At 74.6% G+C, this 19,533-nt stretch carries 16 protein-coding genes and 1 riboswitch; of the genes, 9 read left to right on the top strand and 7 right to left on the bottom strand.

Going from position 1 to position 19,533, the window contains the following annotated elements; translation table 11 throughout:
• Nucleotides 1-209 precede the first annotated feature (209 nt).
• Nucleotides 210-1,298, bottom strand: a complete 1,089-nt coding sequence (locus ABZW03_RS02820) for an EamA family transporter (RefSeq protein ID WP_355251144.1) — start codon at nt 1,296-1,298, stop codon at nt 210-212.
• Between the two features lie 132 nt (nt 1,299-1,430).
• On the opposite strand from ABZW03_RS02820, the gene ABZW03_RS02815 reads away from it, so the two are divergent.
• The 4 genes from ABZW03_RS02815 to ABZW03_RS02800 all read left to right on the top strand — a co-directional run bounded on the left by ABZW03_RS02815 (nt 1,431) and on the right by ABZW03_RS02800 (nt 4,780).
• Nucleotides 1,431-1,859 carry a gamma-glutamylcyclotransferase family protein gene (locus ABZW03_RS02815; protein ID WP_355251141.1) on the top strand — a complete coding sequence of 143 codons (429 nt, stop codon included), beginning with the start codon at nt 1,431-1,433 and terminating at the stop codon, nt 1,857-1,859.
• A 127-nt stretch (nt 1,860-1,986) separates the two neighbouring features.
• Entirely contained in the window at nt 1,987-3,285 is a 1,299-nt protein-coding gene (gene cbiE, locus ABZW03_RS02810; protein WP_355251138.1) for a precorrin-6y C5,15-methyltransferase (decarboxylating) subunit CbiE, read from the top strand.
• Complete coding sequence (cobM, locus tag ABZW03_RS02805; RefSeq protein ID WP_355251135.1) at nt 3,282-4,043, top strand: precorrin-4 C(11)-methyltransferase; 762 nt, start codon at nt 3,282-3,284, stop codon at nt 4,041-4,043. Before cbiE ends, cobM begins: the two co-directional genes overlap by 4 nt.
• Nucleotides 4,043-4,780: a cobalt-precorrin-6A reductase gene (locus tag ABZW03_RS02800; protein WP_355251213.1), complete on the top strand. Its 738-nt coding sequence runs from the start codon at nt 4,043-4,045 to the stop codon at nt 4,778-4,780. The genes cobM and ABZW03_RS02800 overlap by 1 nt, the downstream gene beginning before the upstream one ends.
• A 16-nt stretch (nt 4,781-4,796) precedes the next feature.
• Here the strand turns inward: ABZW03_RS02800 and ABZW03_RS02795 are convergent, their stop codons facing one another.
• Nucleotides 4,797-5,585, bottom strand: a complete 789-nt coding sequence (locus ABZW03_RS02795) for a GPP34 family phosphoprotein (RefSeq protein WP_355251132.1) — start codon at nt 5,583-5,585, stop codon at nt 4,797-4,799.
• 140 nt (nt 5,586-5,725) lie between these two features.
• On the opposite strand from ABZW03_RS02795, the gene ABZW03_RS02790 reads away from it, so the two are divergent.
• Together ABZW03_RS02790 and ABZW03_RS02785 are read left to right on the top strand one after the other, a co-directional pair.
• A complete protein-coding gene (locus tag ABZW03_RS02790) occupies nt 5,726-6,229 on the top strand; it encodes a DinB family protein (RefSeq protein WP_355251129.1) in 504 nt (167 codons plus the stop codon).
• Between the two features lie 59 nt (nt 6,230-6,288).
• Entirely contained in the window at nt 6,289-6,795 is a 507-nt protein-coding gene (locus ABZW03_RS02785; RefSeq protein WP_355251126.1) for a protein phosphatase, read from the top strand.
• A gap of 25 nt (nt 6,796-6,820) precedes the next feature.
• On the opposite strand, the gene ABZW03_RS02780 is transcribed toward ABZW03_RS02785, so the two are convergent.
• Nucleotides 6,821-8,350: a UDP-N-acetylglucosamine 1-carboxyvinyltransferase gene (locus tag ABZW03_RS02780; RefSeq protein WP_355251123.1), complete on the bottom strand. Its 1,530-nt coding sequence runs from the start codon at nt 8,348-8,350 to the stop codon at nt 6,821-6,823.
• A gap of 146 nt (nt 8,351-8,496) precedes the next feature.
• Nucleotides 8,497-9,717 carry a cobalt-precorrin-5B (C(1))-methyltransferase gene (locus ABZW03_RS02775; RefSeq protein ID WP_355251120.1) on the bottom strand — a complete coding sequence of 407 codons (1,221 nt, stop codon included), beginning with the start codon at nt 9,715-9,717 and terminating at the stop codon, nt 8,497-8,499.
• 353 nt (nt 9,718-10,070) lie between these two features.
• On the opposite strand from ABZW03_RS02775, the gene ABZW03_RS02770 reads away from it, so the two are divergent.
• Nucleotides 10,071-11,810: a TIGR03767 family metallophosphoesterase gene (locus ABZW03_RS02770; protein WP_355251117.1), complete on the top strand. Its 1,740-nt coding sequence runs from the start codon at nt 10,071-10,073 to the stop codon at nt 11,808-11,810.
• A gap of 136 nt (nt 11,811-11,946) precedes the next feature.
• Here ABZW03_RS02770 and ABZW03_RS02765 read toward each other — a convergent pair whose 3' ends face one another.
• The 3 genes from ABZW03_RS02765 to ABZW03_RS02755 are packed head-to-tail and all read right to left on the bottom strand — an operon-like array spanning nt 11,947 to nt 15,388.
• Complete coding sequence (locus ABZW03_RS02765) at nt 11,947-13,467, bottom strand: precorrin-2 C(20)-methyltransferase (RefSeq protein WP_355251114.1); 1,521 nt, start codon at nt 13,465-13,467, stop codon at nt 11,947-11,949.
• A complete protein-coding gene (locus ABZW03_RS02760; RefSeq protein WP_355251112.1) occupies nt 13,464-14,090 on the bottom strand; it encodes a precorrin-8X methylmutase in 627 nt (208 codons plus the stop codon). The genes ABZW03_RS02765 and ABZW03_RS02760 overlap by 4 nt, the downstream gene beginning before the upstream one ends.
• Nucleotides 14,087-15,388: a cobalamin biosynthesis protein CobG gene (locus tag ABZW03_RS02755; protein ID WP_355251109.1), complete on the bottom strand. Its 1,302-nt coding sequence runs from the start codon at nt 15,386-15,388 to the stop codon at nt 14,087-14,089. Before ABZW03_RS02755 ends, ABZW03_RS02760 begins: the two co-directional genes overlap by 4 nt.
• Nucleotides 15,389-15,564: 176 nt before the next feature.
• Nucleotides 15,565-15,650: riboswitch (cobalamin riboswitch) on the top strand.
• A 47-nt stretch (nt 15,651-15,697) separates the two neighbouring features.
• Here ABZW03_RS02755 and ABZW03_RS02750 point away from each other — a divergent pair.
• Entirely contained in the window at nt 15,698-15,823 is a 126-nt protein-coding gene (locus ABZW03_RS02750) for a hypothetical protein (protein ID WP_355251106.1), read from the top strand.
• The gene (gene cobN / locus ABZW03_RS02745; protein ID WP_355251103.1) at nt 15,820-19,443 is read left to right on the top strand and encodes a cobaltochelatase subunit CobN; all 3,624 of its coding nucleotides are present in this window, start codon (nt 15,820-15,822) and stop codon (nt 19,441-19,443) included. Before ABZW03_RS02750 ends, cobN begins: the two co-directional genes overlap by 4 nt.
• Nucleotides 19,444-19,533: the final 90 nt, after the last annotated feature.

Below are 19,533 nucleotides of genomic sequence, written 5' to 3'. Positions count from 1 at the left end.
GAGCCGTCACGTCCAGCGGGCAGCGTGGGCGTAGCGGCAACGTCGGCGTAGCGGCAGCGTGGGCGTAGCGGCAGCGTGGCCACCGGCCGCGGTCCCAACGACAGCGGACGTGCGTGTCCGCGGCCCCGTGGCGGGGATCGTCCCGGTCGGGCGGCCGGGACGATCCGTCCGGACGACGGTTCAGCGCGGTGCCGGCGGCCGCGGCGCGCTCACCTCCGGACGGACGGCGCCTTCGCCGGACTCCCGGCGCGCGACGAGCGGCCCGGGCGTCGGCTGACGCTCACCACCAGACAGACGCCCGCCACCACGATCGCGCCGCCCGCGACGGTCGGGCCGGTCAGCGGCTCGGCCAGGATCAGCCAGCCCAGCAGCACCGCGACCACCGGGTTCACGTACGCGTAGGTGGCCACCAGGGTCAGCGGGGCGGAGCGCAGCAGCCAGGCGTAGGCGGTGAAGGCGAGCAGCGAGCCGAACGCCACCAGGTAGCCGAGGGCCAGCCAGGACCGGCCGGAGATCGCCCCGAGGTCCAGGCCGTGCTGCTCGCCGCGGCCCAGTCCGACCAGCAGGTTGCCGAGGCCGCCGGCCAGCATCTGGTAGGCGCTCGCGGCGAGCACGTTGCCGGGCATCGGGATCTTCTTGCTCACGAAGGAGCCGGTCGCCCAGAGCAGGGTGGCGCCGATGATCAGGATCACGCCGCCCGGCTCGATCGACCCGCCGATGGCGGGGGCCGACAGGACGCCGAGGCCGACCAGTCCGAGCAGCACCCCGGCCAGCTCGGCCGGCCTCGGGCGGTCACCGCCGACGGCCGTCAGCACCACCATCCAGAGCGGGACCGCGGCCACCAGCAGGGCGGCCAGGCCGGAGGGGACGGAGGTCTCGCCCAGGACCACCATGCCGTTGCCGCCGGTCAGCAGCAGCACACCGACCAGGGCGGAGGAGGCCAGCTGCCGCCGGGTCACCTTCAGTCCGGCCGGGCCCTGGCGCACCAGGAGGTAGCCGGCCAGCAGCAGGCCGGCGGTGACGAAGCGGGCGGCGGCGGAGAGGAAGGAGGGCATCGTCTCCACCGCGACCCGGATCGCCAGGTAGGTCGAGCCCCAGACGACGTAGACCACGAGGAGGGCCAGCCAGACCGCGCCGCCGAGGCGGGAGGCGGGGAGGGCGTCGGCCGGCGGGGGCGGGGCAGGGATCGCGTCGGCCGCGGCCTCGGTTCTGGCGTCGGTTTCAGGAGCGGGGGTCGGGGTGTCGGGGGCTGAGCCGGGGACCTCGGCCGGTTGGGACGGTGAAGTGGACCATGTCATGCGTGTCCCCCTTGGACGGTGCTGGCCGAACAACCGACATGAGAGCGCATGGACGGCCCGGTGCGCCAGTCGGTATCAGGAATCGGACCGCAGGACGTACGGTGGGCGCTCCCCAGCGAGGAGGTCGAACCCTTGTCCGCACCCGAGGAGGCGCTGCCGTTCTTCGTGTACGGCACGCTGCGCAGCGGCGGCCGCAATCATGCCGTCCACCTGGCCGGGCGCTGCGCCGACGTCCGGCCGGCGGTACTGGAGGGTGCCGCGCTACACGAGGGCCCCGGCTTCCCGTACGCGGTCCCGGACCCGGCGCCGGGGCGCCGGATCCTGGGCGAGCTCGTCACCGTACGCCCGGGCGCGTACGCCGGAGCCCTGGCGGCGCTGGACCGGCTGGAGGACTGCCGGGCGGACGGGACCGGGCTGTACGTGCGGCGGCGGACGACGGTGCGGACGGCGACCGGCGAGCCGCGGCAGGCCTGGGTCTACTTCGCCGGGCCGCGGGCCGAGGCGCGGTTGCGGGAGCAGCCGGCGCTGATCGAGTCGGGGGTCTGGGAGGAGGAGGGGTGACGGATGACGGGTGACGGGTGACGCCGAAGCGCTCACGGACCGCCAGGTAGGCTGCCCCGGCTAGTCGGTTTTCCCTACACATCGGCCTATCGACTCATGGGCCCATCGAACGACGAGGAGCCACCCGGTGCCCGAGCTGCCACCCCCGATCACCGTCGTCGGGATCGGGGCCGACGGCTGGCCCGGCCTCGCCGTCGGCTCCCGGGCCGCGCTGCGGGCGGCCGAAGTCGTCGTCGGCGGCCCCCGCCAGCTGGACCTGCTCCCCCGCGACGAGGTCGCCGCCGAGCGCGTCCCCTGGCCGTCCCCGCTGCGCCCGGCCGTCCCCGGACTGCTCGCCGCCCACGCCGGCCGCCGCATCGCCGTCCTGGCCAGCGGCGACCCGATGTTCTACGGCATCGGCCGCACCCTCGCCGAGACCGTCGGCGCCGAGCGCCTGCGCGTGCTGCCGCACCCGTCCTCCGTCTCCTACGCCTGCGCCCGGCTCGGCTGGCCGCTGGAGGCCACCGAGGTGGTCAGCCTGGTCGGCCGACCGCTGGACACCCTCTCCCTCGCCCTCCACCCCGGCCGCCGCCTGCTGGTGCTCAGCGCCGACGCGGCCACCCCGGCCGCCGTCGCCGAGCTGCTCACCACGCGCGGCTACGGCACCGCCCGTCTGCGGGTGCTCGAACAGCTCGGCGCCCCGGCCGAACGCCGGCTGGACGGCCCCGCCGACGGCTGGCCGCACCCGCCCGGCGACCCGCTGAACGTCATCGCCGTCGACCTCCGCGACGGCCCCCGCACCTCCCTCGTCCCCGGCCTGCCGGACACCGCGTACGAGAGCGACGGCCAGCTGACCAAGCGCCACGTCCGCGCCGCGACCCTCGCCACCCTGGCCCCCTCCCCCGGCGAACTGCTCTGGGACGTCGGCGGCGGCTCCGGCTCGATCGCCATCGAGTGGCTGCGCGCCCACCGCGACTGCCGGGCCGTCAGCATCGAGCGTGACCCGGTGCGGGCCGGTCGGATCGCCCGCAACGCCGCCGCGCTCGGCGTCCCCCGGCTCCGGGTGGTGACCGGCCCCGCCCCCGCCGCGCTCGCCGAACTCCCCACCCCCGACGCCGTGTTCATCGGCGGCGGCCTCACCGCGCCCGGCCTGCTGGACAGTTGCTGGGCCGCGCTGCGCCCCGGCGGCCGGATCGTCGCCAACACCGTGACGCTGGAGTCCGAGGCGCTGCTCACCGAGTGGTACCGGCGCCACGGCGGGGAGTTGGTCAAACTCGCCGTCGCCCACGCCGTCCCGGTCGGCGGTTTCACCGGGTGGCGCCAGGCCATGCCGGTCACCCAGTGGTCCGCCGTCAAGCCCGCTGTCGATGAGCCGGATGCCGCTACGGTCGGCGCAGGCAAGGCCGACACCCAGAAGTCCGCGACCCCCCAGGAGAACGCCTCGTGACCGTCCACTTCATCGGAGCCGGCCCGGGCGCCGCCGACCTGATCACCCTGCGCGGCCAGCGTATCCTGGCCCGCGCCGAGGTCTGCCTGTACGCGGGCAGCCTGGTCCCGCGCGAGCTGCTGGACGAGTGCCCGCCCGGCGCCCGCCTGATCGACACCGCGCAGCTCAACCTGGACCAGATCACCGCCGAGCTGGTCGCCGCGCACGAGGCCGGCCAGGACGTGGCCCGGCTGCACTCCGGCGACCCGTCCGTCTTCTCCGCCGTCGCCGAGCAGATGCGCCGCCTGGACGCGGCCGGCGTGCCGTACGAGGTCGTCCCCGGCGTGCCCGCCTTCGCCGCCGCCGCGGCCGCGCTGAAGCGGGAGCTGACCGTCCCGACCGTCGGCCAGACCGTCATCCTCACCCGGATCGCCAAGCGCGCCACCCCGATGCCCGAGGGCGAGGACCTCGCCACCCTCGGCCGCAGCGGCGCCCTGCTGGTCCTGCACCTGGCCGCCGGGTACGTGGACGACGTGGTCGAGCAGCTGCTCCCGCACTACGGCGCCGACTGCCCGGCCGCCGTGGTCGCGATGGCCAGCCGCCCGGACGAGCTGGTGCTGCGCGGCACCGTCGGCGACATCGCCGGGCAGGTCAAGGCGGCGGGCGTGGTCCGCACCGCCGTCATCATCGTCGGCCGGACGCTGGCCGCCGACCAGTTCCGCGACAGCCACCTCTACTCGGCGGACCGCGAGCGCCCGCACGAGCCCTGCGGGGCGTGATGCGGCACGTCCTGATCCTCGGCGGGACCACCGAGGGGCGCCTGCTGGCCGCCGAACTCGCCCCCACCGCACTCCGGGTCACCAGTTCGCTGGCCGGCCGGGTCGCCCAGCCCCGGCTGCCCGCCGGGGAGGTGCGGATCGGCGGCTTCGGCGGCCCCGAGGGCCTGGCCGACTGGCTGCGTGCGGAGGGCGTGGACGCGGTGGTGGACGCCACCCACCCGTTCGCCGCCGGCATCTCGCACAACGCCGCGCTCGCGGCCGCCGCCACCGGTGTCCCGCTGCTGGTGCTGCGCCGCCCCGGCTTCACCCGGGTGGACGGGGACCGCTGGCTCCCCGTCCCCTCGCTCGCCGCGGCGGCCGACCTGCTGCCCCGGCGCGGCGAGCGGGTCCTCCTCACCACCGGCCGGCAGAGCGTCGCCGCCTTCGCCCACGTCGACGGGGCGCACTTCATCGCCCGCTCGGTGGACCCGCCCGAGCCGCCGTTCCCGCCGTCCTTCGAAGTCCTGCTGGACCGCGGCCCGTTCACCGTCTCGGGCGAGGACGCGCTGCTGCGCGAGCACGACATCGACGTCCTGATCACCAAGGACAGCGGCGGCGCCGCGACCGCCCCCAAGCTGACCGCCGCCCGGGTGCTCCAACTGCCCGTCATCGTCGTGGAGCGCCCGCCGCTCCCGGAGGGCGTCCCGGTCGCACCCGACGTCCCGGGCGCGCTGCGCTGGCTGGAGCGGCTGGGGTAGGGCGGGCGCCCGGCGGCTACGGCTCCCCGCCGTAGCCGCCGTGACCGCCGCCATGGCCGTGGTGACCGCCGGAACCGTGGTGGCCGTGGTGACCGCCCGCCGCGTCCTCCATGCGGTGCTCCGCCCGCAGCTCCTTGCTCAACTGGCTGTTCAGCTCCCTGACCCCGGTGCTGACCGCCTCGGATATCGCCGCGGCGAGTTCCGCGTCCCCGGGCACCAGCGCCGCCACCGCGCCGAGCGCGAGCGGGGCGCTCTCCGCGAGCCGCGCGAGCCGACGGCGGAGCGGCCGCCGGTGCGGGCCGCGGTAGAGCCGGCGGGACAGGCCCGCGGTGTTCACCAGCGCGGCCAGCGCGTGGTCGGCGGCGGTGCGCTCCGGATCACCGGCCGCCCCGGCCACCCGCCTCCTGAGGTCGGCGCGCCGGGCGCGGTCCAGCAGGGTGATCGGCGCCGGCGACCCGGCGTACCGCTTCGCCCGCCGGTCGACCGTGAGCGCCCCCTGGCCCTCCAGCCGGGACAGGTACGAGAGCGTCGTACCGCGCGAACTCCGCTTCAGCCACTCCCCCACGGTCGGCGCGGGCGAGGCCTCACCGAGCAGGCGGAGCACCGTGTCCAGCCGCCGGTCGGCCGTGGGCGCGGCGCTCTCGACCACGATCCGCGGACGGCCGGAGGTCACCCCGATCCGCCCGGCCAGCAACAGTTCCAGCAACTCCGCGGCCCGCAGCACGAGATCCATCCGCTCGGGCCGGTGGACCCGCCCCGAGCGCGGATGGACGGCGAGCAGCAGCAGATCGTCCCCCAACGTCACGGGGAGGAGCGTACGGCCCGAAGCGGGCCCCGTCGAGCGCCGGTCGACGACTCTCGGCTCGCCGGCACCGGGGGTGGCCCGTGCCGGTACGCCCGGGGAAATCGCGGGCGGGCCGGGCGGATGACGGGCAGGATGGCCCGATGACCGATGACCAGCGCACCCGGACCCCTCGTACCGCCGACGAACGCGCCACGCTGGCGGGCTTCCTGGACCATCAGCGCGACACCCTCGCGATGAAGTGCGCGGGGCTCACCGTGGAACAGCTCCGCGCCCGCGTGCTGGAACCCTCCGGTCTCTCGCTGCTCGGGCTGGTCCGCCACCTCGCCGAGGTGGAGCGCAGCTGGTTCCGCAACGTGCTCAACGGCGAGGACGTGCGGGGCTTCTGGGGGCGTCCCGACGGTTCCTTCGCCGAGTTCGACGTCGAGACCGCCGACCCGGACGAGGCCTTCGCGATCTGGCGCCGCGAGTGCGACCACGCCAGGGAACTCGTGGCCGCCGCCGAGTCGTTGGACGTCCTGGGCCACTACGGCGATGAGGTCTTCTCGCTGCGCTGGATCCTCACCCACATGATCGAGGAGTACGCCCGCCACAACGGCCACGCCGACCTCCTCCGCGAGCACCTCGACGGCACCACCGGCGAGTAGCCCCGGAGACCACCGGACACGGCCGGAGCGGCACCGACAGCGAGGGAGCGAGCAGACCCGTGCGGACCCGCCAGAAGGAACGCGAGACCCCCGGGCCCTCGGAGCCCTGGAACGAGATCGTCCCCGGGCTCTGGATGGGCGGGCACTACTTCACCCCGCCCGGCGGCGAGCTGGAACTCGCGGTCGTGGGCACCGAGTTCGACCTGGTGGTCAGCCTGTTCACGCTCCCCGGGCACGGCCCGGCCCCGGAGGTGGAGCACGTCGTCCGGGAGGTGCCGGACGCCCCGCTCTCCCCCGGCCAGCTGCGCGCCGTCCAGGAGGCGGCCGAAATCACCTCGGCGGCTGCCCGTCGGGGGCGGCGGACGCTGGTGCGGTGCCACTCCGGGTACAACCGCTCGGGCCTGGTGGTGGCACAGGCGCTGGTCGGTCTCGGGTGCGGAAGCGGTGAGGCGGTCCGGCTGGTTCGGCAGCGGCGTTCGCCGTGGGCGCTGAACAACCCGGTGTTCGTGGACTACCTGGACACCGGGCTGGACGTCGCAATGCTGCTGAGCGGCCTCAACGGGTGAGGCCGCTCAGTGACATGACGTTTCGTCAGATGTCGCGGAAGGTCTCGATCCGGGCGCCGATCGAGTTGAGGCGCTCGGCCAGGTCCTCGTAACCGCGGTTGATGACGTAGACGTTGCGCAGGACGGAGGTGCCCTGGGCGGCGAGCATGGCGAGCAGGATGACCACAGCGGGGCGCAGGGCCGGCGGGCACATCATCTCGGCGGCACGCCAGCGGGTGGGGCCCTGGACCAGCACGCGGTGCGGGTCGAGGAGCTTGACGTCGGCGCCGAGACGGGTCAGCTCGGTCAGGTAGATCGCACGGTTGTCGTACACCCAGTCGTGGATCATCGTGGTGCCGTGCGCGGCCGCGGCGATGGCGGCGAAGAACGGCACGTTGTCGATGTTGATGCCGGGGAACGGCATCGGGTGGATGGTGTCGATCGGCGCGGTCAGCTTGGACGGGCGCACGGTGAGGTCGACCAGCCGGGTGTGGCCGTTGTGGGCCGGGTACTCCGGGGTGCGGTCGTAGTCGAGGCCCATCCCCTCCAGCACCGCGAGCTCGATCTCCAGGAACTCGATCGGCACCCGGCGGATGGTCAGCTCGGAGGAGGTGACGACGGCGGCGGCCAGCAGGCTCATCGCCTCCACCGGGTCCTCGGCCGGGGTGTAGTCGACGTCGCAGGTGATCTCCGGGACGCCGTGCACGGTGAGGGTGGTGGTGCCGATGCCCTCGATCCTCACGCCCAGCTTCTCCAGGAAGAAGCAGAGGTCCTGGACCATGTAGTTGGGCGAGGCGTTGCGGATGACGCTGACGCCGTCGTGCCGGGCGGCGGCCAGCAGGGCGTTCTCGGTGACGGTGTCCCCGCGCTCGGTCAGCACGATCGGGCGGTCCAGCGGGGCGCCCGGCTCGACCGAGGCGTGGTAGGCGCCGCCGGTGGTGGCGACCTCCAGGCCGAAGCGGCGCAGCGCGGTCAGGTGCGGCTGCACGGTACGGGTGCCGAGGTCGCAGCCGCCCGCGTACGGGATGGCGAAGTGCTGGGCACGGTGCATCAGCGGGCCGAGGAACATCAGCACGCTGCGGGTGCGGCGGGCCGCCTCGACGTCCATCGCGGCGAGGTCCAGCTCGGCGGGCGGAGTCAGTTCGAGGTCGCGGCCCTCGTTGATCCAGCGGCTCTTGACGCCGATGCTGGTGAGCACCTCGAGGATGCGGTAGACCTCCTCGATCCGGGCGACGCTGCGGATCGTGGTGCGGCCGGTGGTCAGCAGCGAGGCGCAGAGGATCGCCACGCAGGCGTTCTTGCTGCTGCGGACGTCGATCGCGCCGGAGAGCCGGGTGCCGCCGGCGACGCGCAGGTGCATCGGGCCGGAGTACCCGAGGGAGACGATCTCGCTGTCGAGGGCTTCGCCGATGCGGGCGATCATCTCAAGGCTGACGTTCTGCTTGCCCTGTTCGATGCGGTTGACCGCGCTCTGGCTGGTTCCGAGGGCCTCTCCGAGCTGCGCCTGGGACCAGCCGCGGTGCTGGCGCGCGGTACGGATGAGGGTGCCGATACGGGTGAGGTAGTCGCCTGTCACTCGCCAGACGATATCTCATGACTGAGATGACGACAGAACGGGGGCCCGGCGCAGTGCTCCATTTGTCCGTTTCTCACCCCGTATGGGCGTCAGTTCTTCACATCACCGGGTGATGTTGTCACGCCGTCGTGACACTCGTGACAATGTCACGGCCCCAGCGGCTCCGCCCGGCCGACGACGGTGCCCGCGCGGTCGATGCAGATGACGTCCACCGCGACCGGCGAGCCCAGCAGCACGCCGAGCGCCGTCGCCCGGGCCGCCTCGGCGACCAGGTCCCCGAGCGGCACCCCGGCCGCCCGGCACAACTGCACCGCCTCCAGTGCGGTGTTGGCGCCCGCGACCGCCCCGGCCAGCGCCTCGTCCGCGCCGCCCCGCCGGGCCAGTTCGGCCAGGTACCCCTTGTCCACCTGGGAGCGCGCCGAGTGGAGGTCGAGGTGGCCGGCCGCGAGCTTGGACAGCTTGGCGAAGCCGCCGGCGATGGTCAGCCGGGGCACCGGGTGGCGCTTGAGGTACTTGAGCACGGCGCCGGCGAAGTCGCCCATGTCCAGCAGCGCGTCCTCGGGCAGCCCGTGCTCCGCGACCGCGACCTTCTCCGAGGTCGAGCCGGTGCAGCCGGCCACGTGGGTGCGCCCCGCCGCCCGGGCCACGTCCACCCCGCGGCGGATCGAGTCGATCCAGGCCGAGCAGGAGTAGGGGACGACCACCCCGGTCGTGCCGAGGATGGAGAGACCGCCGAGGATGCCGAGCCGGGGGTTCCAGGTGGACCGGGCGATCTCCTCGCCGTGGTCGACCGAGATCTCGACCACCACGTCCCCGCTGCCGCCGTGCGCGGCCGCCACCTCGGCGACGGCGTCCCGGATCATCTGGCGGGGCACCGGGTTGATCGCGGGCTCGCCGACGGGCAGCGGCAGGCCGGCCTTGGTGACCGTCCCCACCCCGGGACCGGCCCGGAACACCACGCCGGTGCCGGGCTCGCCGGAGCGGACGGTCGAGCGGATCAGCGCGCCGTGGGTGACGTCGGGGTCGTCGCCCGCGTCCTTGACCACCCCGGCCATGGCGGTGGCCGGCCGGCCGGCCGCAGCGGCGGACCCCCCGGCGTCGGCCGGCCCCTCGGCGGTCAGCTCCTCGGCGGTGGCCGGCCCCGCGGCGGAGGTCAGCTCCTCGGCGGCGAGGGCGAAGGCGGGCTGCTGGCCCTTGGGCAGGGTGATGACCACCGGGTCCGGGAACTCGCCGGTGAGCAGCGCGGTGTACGCGGCCTTGGTGGCGGCGGTGGCGCAGGCGCCCGTCGTCCAGCCGGGCCGCAGACCGCTGCTCTTCAGCTGGCCGGCCCGGCCGCCCGCTCCCGCCCCGGCTCCCGCTGCGGCCACCTGCGCCCCGTTTCCGACGGCGCCAGCGCCGTCCTGCTCCGTTCCGGCGGCCGCACCGGCCGCCGTCGCCGATTTTCCCCCACCGGCACCGGCTGGACCCGACCGGGGTGGCGGCCGGACCCCCGCTGGGGTGGCGGCGGCCGCGTTGTGCGCGGTCCGGCGGGACCTCGTGCACGGGGTGCGCAGCAGCGCCGCCCCGCGTTCCCGAAGAGTTCGCCGCACGGGCCTCGCCCGCCGTGCCTACCAGTGAGTAATCTGGCGGTCCGCCAGAAGCGGGTTCATGACACACGTGGGCCCGGCCGGGGCCGACTGCCCCGCCGGGCCATCAGTATGTGGGGGTTTTTGTGGCAGGGATGAGTCGGCGCACGTTCCTCACGGGTACGTCGGTGGCCGCCGCCTGGTCGGCCTTGTCGCTGGGCGGCGCGCAGTTCGCCTCGGCCGCGGCGCGCGACCGGGCGCTGGCGACGACGGCCGCGCGGGCGGTCACGATCGGCGGGACCACGCTGGAGCAGGTGGCCACGCCGGTCGGCACCGGCGACTACAAGCGGCTGACGGCCGGACCGGGCTGGCCGCTGGTGGTGCGCGGCGACCTGGCCTCGGCGAGCACCGGGCGGGACGACCGCCGGACCGGCCTCGCCAGCTTCGTCCAGTTCAGCGACCTGCACCTGGTGGACACCGAGTCCCCGGTGCGCTTCGAGTACCTGGCCAAGCTCAACGGCAGTGCGTACCGGCCGCAGGAGGCCCTGAACGCCCGCGGTGTGTCGGCCCTCGTCGAGCGGGTCAACTCGCTCGCCGGAGGCCCCTACACCGGGATGCCGTTCAGCATGGTGATGGCCACCGGCGACAACACCGACAACCACGAGCTCGCCGAACTCGACTGGTACCTCAAGGTCATGGGCGGCGGTCGGCTGGCCCAGAACACCGGCGACCCCACCCGCTACGAGGGTGTGCAGAACTCCGGCAACGCCGCCTACTGGAACCCCGAACTCGCCTACACCGACGGCTACAAGGCGAAGGGCTTCCCGCAGATACCCGGCTTCCTGTCCGCGGCCGGCCGCCCCTTCGACGCGCCGGGCCTGCGCACGCCCTGGTACACCACGGTCGGCAACCACGACGACAGCATCGAGGGCTCGCTCCCGGACTTCGGGCTGCTGAACGACCTGTACACCGGCCGGTACAAGCTGGAGGGCTGCGACGACGCCACGGCCGCCCAGCTGGCGGACTCGCTGCGCCGCGACCCGGCGGGCGCCGTGCTGCTGCTGGCCAAGCTGCTCGCGGACGGCGACCTGGTGCGCACGGTCACCCCGGACGAGCGCCGCCGGCCGTTCACGCTCAAGGAGTTCGCCAAGGCCCACCTGAACCCGGCGGTCACCGGCGCCGGCCCGTACGGGCACGGCTTCACCTCGGACATGGTGAACAGCGGCAAGCTCTACTACACCTTCCGCATCTCGGAGAAGGTGGTCGGCATCAGCCTGGACACCACCAACCAGGCCGGGTTCGCCGACGGTTCGCTGGGCACCACGCAACTGCGCTGGCTGGAGCAGCAGTTGCAGGCGCACAGCGGGCACTGGTACGACGCGGACGGGCGCCGGGTGACGGGCGGGAGCACGGACGAGCTGGTCCTCGTCTTCAGCCACCACACCAGCGGCACGATGGGCAACCTGCTGCCGGACCCGCGCAACATCTTCGAGGGACGGCACGACGGCAACGAGCTGGTGGCGCTGCTCCAGCGCTACCCGAACGTGGTCGCGTGGGTGAACGGGCACACCCACATGAACAAGATCACGCCGCACGGCCACGCGGTGCCGGAGCGGGCGTTCTGGGAGATCAACACCGCCTCGCACATCGACTACCCGCAGCACGGGCGGATCATCGAGATCGCGGACAACGGGGACGGCACGCTCTCGCTGTTCACCACGCTGATCGAGTCCTCGGCACCGTACGGGACGGACTTCGGCGGCACCTCGGACGCCAACCTGGCGGCGCTCTACCGCGAGCTGTCGTACAACGACCCGAACGGCCGCCCGACGGCGCTGCTCGGCGCGGGCGGGGACCACAACACGGAGCTGCTGATCACCAAGCCGACCCGGTAGCGGCTGACGGCGGGCCGCTGACCGCTGACCGCTGACCGCTGACCGCCCGCGGCCTACAGGGAACGGCGGACAGCGAACAGATGACAGATGACAGCGAACAGATTTCATCATCTGTTCGCTGTCATCTGTTCGCCCGTCACTCCTCCGGGTACCGCCGCGGCGTCCAGACGACCTCCACGCCGCCGCCCCGCTCGACCGCCCGGGTCTGCGAGGAGCCGATCAGCAGGATGGTCCGCATGTCGACCAACGCCGGGTCCAGCTCGCCCAGCCGGACGATCCGCACCCGCTCGGTCGGGCCGCCGACGTCGCGGGCCATCACCACCGGCGTCTCCGGCGCCCGGTACTCCAGCAGCAGGTCCCGGGCGAGCCCGACCTGGGTGGTCCGGGACTTCGAGCCCGGGTTGTACAGCGCGAGCACCAGGTCCGCCTCGGCCGCGGCGCGCAGCCGCTTCGCCACCACGTCCCAGGGCTTGAGCCGGTCCGAGAGCGACACCGTCGCGTAGTCGTGGCCGAGCGGGGCACCGGCCCGGGAGGCGGCCGCGTGGGCGGCGGTCATCCCCGGGAGCACCCGTACCGGGACGTCCCGGTACGCCTCCTCGCAGGCGACCTCCAGCACCGCGGTGGCCATCGCGAACACCCCCGGGTCACCCGAGGAGACCACCGCGACGCGGTGCCCGCGCCGGGCGAGGTCCAGGGCGAACTCGGCGCGCTCCGACTCCACCTTGTTGTCCGAGCCGTGCCGCTGCTGCCCCGGCCGTTCCGGCACCCGGTCCAGGTAGGTGGTGTAGCCGACCAGGTCGGTGGCCTCGGCCAGCGCGCCGCGCGCCTCGGCGGTCAGCCAGAGCGGTCCGGCCGGCCCGGTGCCGACCACGGTCACGCTGCCGACGCCGTCCGACAGCCGGACCTCCGGCTCCAGCGGCGCGACCTTGCTCGGCAGCACCGCGACCGAGAAGTACGGCACCGTCTCCTCGTCGACCTCGGCGAGCGGCGCGATGCGCTCCCCCGCCATGAAGGCCCGCTCCACGTACTGCGCGTCCGCCAGCCGCCCGGCCCGCTCCAGGGCCCGGCGGACGGTCGGGAAGGTCCGCCCCAGCTTCATGATCACGGCCGAGTCGGCGGCCGCGATCCGCGCCGTCAGCTCCTCCTCGGGCAGCGTGCCGGGGATGACGGTGAGCGTCTCCTCGGCCTCGGTCAGCGGCTGCCCGAGCCGGGCGGCGGCCGCGCTGAGCGAGGTCACGCCCGGCACCACCTCGGTCGGGTAGCGGTGCGCGAGCCGCTTGTGCATGTGCTGGTAGGAGCCGTAGAAGAGCGGGTCGCCCTCGGCGAGGACCACCACGTCGCGGCCGGCGTCCAGGTGGGCGGCCAGCCGGGCGGCGGCCTCCTGGTAGAAGTCGTCCAGCGCGCCGCGGTAGCCGCCCGGGTGGTCGGTGGTCTCGACGGTGAGCGGGTAGACCAGCTTCTCCTCGATCTGACCACCCGTCAGGTAACGTTCGGCGATCGAGCGCGCGATGGACCGGCCGTGCCGGGCGCTGTGGTAGGCCACCACGTCGGCCTTGCCGATGAGTTCGGCGGCGCGGACGGTCACCAGCGACGGGTCGCCCGGGCCGAGCCCGACCCCGTACAGCCGGCCCGTGGTGGTGTTCTGACGGTCCGTCACTCTTCCTCGCTCGCAATCGCGTTGATGGCGGCGGCGGCGATCGCGCTGCCGCCGCGCCGGCCGCGCACCACCAGGTGCTCCAGGCCGGACGGGTGCTCGGCCAGGGCCTGCTTGGACTCGGCGGCGCCGATGAAGCCGACCGGGACGCCGATCACCGCGGCCGGTCGCGGCGCGCCCGCCTCGATCATCTCCAGCAGCCGGAACAGCGAGGTCGGCGCGTTGCCGACGGCGACCACCGCGCCCTCCAGCCGGGGCAGCCACAGCTCCATGGCCGCGGCGCTGCGGGTGTTGCCCATCGCGCGGGCGAGCTCGGGCACCGACGGGTCGGTGAGGGTGCAGATCACCTCGTTGTCGGCGGGCAGCCGCTTGCGGGTGACCCCGCTCGCGACCATGTTGACGTCGCAGAGGATGGGCGCACCGGCGTGCAGCGCGGCGCGCGCGGAGGCGACCACGCCGGGCGAGTACACCAGGTCCTCGACCAGGTCGACCATCCCGCAGGCGTGGATCATCCGCACCGCGACCTGGGAGACGTCCGCCGGGAGGGCGGCCAGATCGGCCTCCGCGCGGATGGTGGCAAAGGACTGGCGGTAGATGGACGCGCCGTCCTTCTCGTACTCGATCACTTCGTGGTCCTCCTGGCCTCGGCGACCGCCTCGGCCATCTCCTCGTTCGTCACGTCGACGCTCGCCGCATTGACGTCCGTCGCATCGGCGGCGGTCGCACCGGCCGCCGGTCGGCCCGCCGTCCCGTTCACCGTCACCCGGTAGCCGTGCCCGGTGGCGAGCACGTCCACCCACCGCCCGGCCGGATGGCCGCAGCGCCGCTCACAGCCCGACCAGTGGACGGGCAGCCCACCAGCGGCGCCTTCCGTGGCGGCACCGGCGTCCAGCGCCCGGGCCGCGTCCGCACGGACGTCGGCCAGCGACTTGGCGCAGCCCGGCAGCCCGGTGCAGGCGGTGGCCCGCTCCCAGGCCGAGCCCGGCTCGGTCCGGAAGCCGGCCGCGGCGAGCGCGGGCAGCTGGTCGGCCGGAGCGCCGGGCAGCACCGCCCCGCGCCAGGGGGTCAGCCGCAGCTCGCCGGCCGAGGCGTCGACCAGCGTCCGCCACTGCCCGGCGCTCGCCCGGCCGAACCGCAGGCCCACCGAGAGCCCGCCCGGCAGCGCACCGACCGCGGGCGCGGCACCGGCGAAGGCGGGCAGCGGCACCGAGCCGGCCGGCAGCAGGTCGGGGACCTCGCGCAGGTGCCAGGCCTTGCGCCCGTTCGTCCGCAGCGCCGCCAGGAAGGAGCGGGCCGCGTCCAGGACGGCGGCGACCTCCTGCCCGGCCTCGACCGGGTGCCCGTGGCCGTCGCGCCCGAGGCGCAGCAGCCGGGTGCCGTCCGGGCCTGCGATCAATGTCACATCGGCGTCGAGCGCGGCGACGTCGCCCCGCCCGTCGTCCAGCGCGAACAGGAACTTGCCGGAGAGCCCGGCCGCCCAGTCGCTCGCGCACAGGCGCGCGTCCAACTCCCGCACCCAGGCCTGCACATCGGCGTGGCCGGGGGCCCCGGCCGGGTCCAGTCCGGCGGTCGGCGAGGCGACGATGTTGCGGACCCGCTCGTGGGTGTCCGAGGGCAGCAGGCCGACGGCGCGCAGCCGGTCGGCGAGCTCGGCGGCGCAGTGCGCGGCCAGGCCGCGCAGCTGGACGTTGCCGCGCGAGGTGGTCTCCAGCTCGCCGTCGCCGAGGGCCTCGGCCGCCTCGGCCAGCGCGAGCGCCTGACGGTCCGTCAACAGTCCGCCGGGCAGGCGGATGCGGGCCAGGGCGCCGTCGTCGGCCGCATGCAGACGAAGCGCTCCGGGGCAGGCGTCCGCACGCCCCCGGTCGGGCACCTCCCGGTCGGGTCCTGCGGCGCCCGGCGCGGTGGCGTCGGGTGTCGGTGGCATGGCGGCGAGCATACAGATGATCCGATCGCTTGCCTCCGTCCGCTGCATCACACCCGGCCCGCCACGCCCCCGGTGCCGGACGTCCGAAAGCTCACCCTCCCCCAGCTCAGCCGCACCCCGTACGATGCTGGCGGGCGGTCCCTACGGGCCGTCCGCACGCCAGCGACGGCGCAGGGGAGGAAACCGGTGCGAACCCGGTGCGGTCCCGCCACTGTGACCGCGGTTCACCGGTAGACCGGTCGGCCGCGGGAGCCAGGAACTCCTGCCGTCCTCCACCGGCCCGGGGCGCGGACCCCGAGGAAGGCAGAAATGTTCCAGCGCTGTCGCATGCCCGCGCCCGCGTCACCGGCCGCCCGCGCGGCCGTCCCGGTCCAGATCCCGACCCAGATCCCGGCCGCCCTGGCCACCCACGAGGCCGGGAGGGCCTTCGCATGATCCTGCTGCTGTCGACGTCCGACACCGACCTGCTCAGCGCCCGCGCCTCCGAGGGCCCGGTGCGCTACCGGCTCGGCAACCCGGCCCGGCTCACCCCCGAGGACCTGCCCGCGCTGCTGGAGGGCACCGAGCTCGTCGTGGTCCGCCTGCTCGGCGGCCGCCGCGCCTGGCAGGAGGGCCTGGACGCACTGCTGGCCGGCCCCCGCCCAGTCGTGGTGCTGACGGGTGAGCAGGCCCCCGACGCCCAGCTGATGGAGCTGTCCACCGTCCCGGCCGGCATCGCCGCCGAGGCCCACGCCTACCTGGCCCACGGCGGCGCGGCCAACCTGGCCGAGCTGGGCGCCTTCCTCTCCGACACGGTGCTGCTGACCGGCCACGGCTTCGCCCCGCCCGCCTCCGCCCCCGCGTGGGGCCCGCTGGAGCGCGAAGCCCGTACGACCGAGGGCCCGACCGTCGCGGTGCTCTACTACCGCGCCCACCACATGAGCGGCAACACCGCGTTCGTGGAGACCCTCTGCCGGGCCGTCGAGGACCAGGGCGCCCGGGCCAAGGCGTACTACTGCGCCTCGCTGCGCGGCGCCGAGCCCGAGCTGCTGGCCGCGCTCGGCGAGGCCGACGCGATCGTCACCACCGTGCTCGCCGCCGGCGGCACCCGCCCGGCCGACGCCCAGGCCGGCGGGGACGAGGAGGCCTGGGACGCGGGCGCGCTGGCCGCGCTCGACCGCCCGATCCTCCAGGCGCTCTGCCTCACCTGGTCGCGCGCCCAGTGGGAGGGCAGCGACGACGGCCTGTCCCCGCTGGACACCGCCACCCAGATCGCGGTGCCGGAGTTCGACGGCCGCCTGATCACCGTCCCGTTCTCCTTCAAGGAGCTGGACGAGGACGGCCTCACCGTCTACGCCGCCGACCCGGAGCGCGCCGCCCGCGTGGCCGGCACCGCCGTAAAGCACGCCCGGCTGCGGCACGTACCCGCCGCCGAGCGCCGCCTCGCCCTGGTGCTGTCCGCCTACCCGACCAAGCACGCCCGGGTGGGCAACGCCGTCGGCCTGGACACCCCGGCCAGTGCGGTGCGGCTGCTGGAGCGGCTGCGCGCGGAGGGCATGGACCTCGGGGACGACCTGCCCTCCTTCCACGACGAGGACGGCGGCCACGAGGGCGACGCGCTGATCCACGCGCTGATCGCGGCCGGCGGCTACGACCAGGACTGGCTCACCGAGGACCAGTTGGCCCGCAACCCGGTGCGCATCCCCGCCGCCGACTACCGCCGCTGGTACGCCACCCTCCCGCAGGGCCTGCGCGAGCAGGTCGAGGAGCACTGGGGCCCGGCCCCCGGCGAGCTGTACGTCGACCGCTCGCAGAACCCGGACGGCGACATCGTGCTGGCCGCTATCCGCTCCGGGAACCTGCTCGTGCTGATCCAGCCGCCGCGCGGCTTCGGCGAGAACCCGGTCGCCATCTACCACGACCCCGACCTGCCGCCGAGCCACCACTACCTGGCCGCCTACCGCTGGATCGAGGCCGCCCAGGAGGACGGCGGTTTCGGCGCCCACGCCGTCATCCACCTCGGCAAGCACGGCAACCTGGAGTGGCTGCCCGGCAAGACCGCCGCGCTGTCCGCCGAGTGCGGCCCGGACGCCGTCCTCGGCGACCTGCCGCTGGTCTACCCCTTCCTGGTCAACGACCCGGGCGAGGGCACCCAGGCCAAGCGCCGCGCCCACGCCACGCTCGTCGACCACCTCGTCCCGCCGATGGCCCGCGCCGACTCCTACGGCGACATCGCGCGCCTGGAGCAGCTGCTGGACGAGCACTCCAACATCGCCGCGATGGACCCGGCCAAGCTGCCGGCGATCCGCGCCCAGATCTGGACCCTGATCCAGGCCGCCAAGCTCGACCACGACCTCGGCCTGGACGAGCGCCCCGAGGACGACGGCTTCGACGACTTCCTGCTGCACGTCGACGGCTGGCTCTGCGAGGTCAAGGACGCCCAGATCCGCGACGGCCTGCACGTCCTCGGCCAGGCGCCGACCGGCACCGACCGGATCAACATCGTGCTCGCCATCCTGCGCGCCCGGCAGATCTGGGGCGGCGTCAGCGCACTGCCCGGCCTGCGCGAGGCGCTCGGCCTGGACGAGGCGGCGCTGACCCTGGGCGCCACCGACGCGGCCGAGGCCGAGGCCCGCGCCCTGGTCGAGGCGATGGAGGCGGAGGACTGGGCGCCCGAGGCGGTCGAGAAGGTCACCGCCGGGCTGCCGGAGGCCGTCCGGGAGGCGGTCCGCGCGGTGCTGGACTTCGCCGCCACCCAGGTGGTGCCCCGGCTGGCCGCCACCACCGACGAGCTGGACGCCGTGCTGCACGCGCTCCAGGGCGGCTTCGTCCCGGCCGGCCCGTCCGGCTCGCCGCTGCGCGGCCTGGTCAACGTGCTGCCGACCGGCCGCAACTTCTACTCCGTCGACCCGAAGGCCGTCCCCAGCAAGCTCGCCTGGGAGACCGGCCAGGCACTCGCCTCCTCGCTGGTCGAGCGCTACCGCGCGGACAACGACGGCGCCTACCCGCCCTCGGTCGGGCTCTCGCTCTGGGGCACCAGCGCGATGCGCACCGCCGGCGACGACATCGCCGAGGCCTTCGCCCTGCTCGGCGTCCGTCCGGTCTGGGACGACGCCTCCCGCCGGGTCACCGGCCTGGAGCCGATCCCGCTGGACGAGCTGGGCCGCCCGCGCATCGACGTCACGCTGCGCATCTCCGGCTTCTTCCGGGACGCCTTCCCGCACGTCGTCGCCCTGCTGGACGACGCGGTGCGCCTGGCCGCCGCCCAGGAGGAGGCCCCCGAGTCGAACTACGTGCGCGCCCACGTCCAGGCCGACCTCGCGGTGCACGGCGACGAGCGCAAGGCCACCGTCCGCGTCTTCGGCTCCCGCCCGGGCACGTACGGCGCGGGCCTGCTCCAGCTGATCGACAGCCGGGACTGGCGCACCGACGCCGACCTGGCCGAGGTGTACACGGTCTGGGGCGGCTACGCGTACGGCCGCGGGCTGGACGGGCGCCCGGCGCGCGAGGAGATGGAGACCGCGTACAAGCGGATCACCGTCGCCGCGAAGAACACCGACACCCGCGAGCACGACATCGCCGACTCGGACGACTACTTCCAGTACCACGGCGGCATGGTGGCCACCGTGCGCGCCCTCACCGGCAAGGCGCCGACCGCCTACATCGGCGACTCGACCCGCCCGGAGACGGTCCGCACCCGCACCCTGACCGAGGAGGCCGCCCGGGTCTTCCGCGCCCGGGTGGTCAACCCGCGCTGGATCGAAGCGATGCGCCGCCACGGCTACAAGGGCGCCTTCGAGATGGCCGCGACGGTGGACTACCTGTTCGGCTACGACGCCACCACGGGCGTGGTCGCGGACTGGATGTACGAGAAGCTGACCCAGGAGTACGTCCTCGACCCGGTCAACCGGGAGTTCCTCGCGGGCGCCAACCCGTGGGCGCTGCACGGGATCAGCGAGCGGCTGCTGGAGGCGGCGAGCCGGGGGCTGTGGGAGCAGCCGGACCCGGAGCTGATCGAGCAGCTGCAGGCCGCGTTCCTGGAGACCGAGGGGGACCTGGAGGGCGACGAGGGCTGAGGCCTCGCGCGGTGGGCCGGGGCGGCTCCTGAGGGCCCGCCAATGAGTGGCCTAGCTGGGGAGAGCGGCGGCGGGAGCTGATCAACGCCG

Source organism: Kitasatospora sp. NPDC004799, assembly GCF_040609095.1.
Taxonomy (GTDB): Bacteria; Actinomycetota; Actinomycetes; order Streptomycetales; family Streptomycetaceae; genus Kitasatospora.
This window is presented reverse-complemented; position numbering and strand designations above follow the sequence as displayed.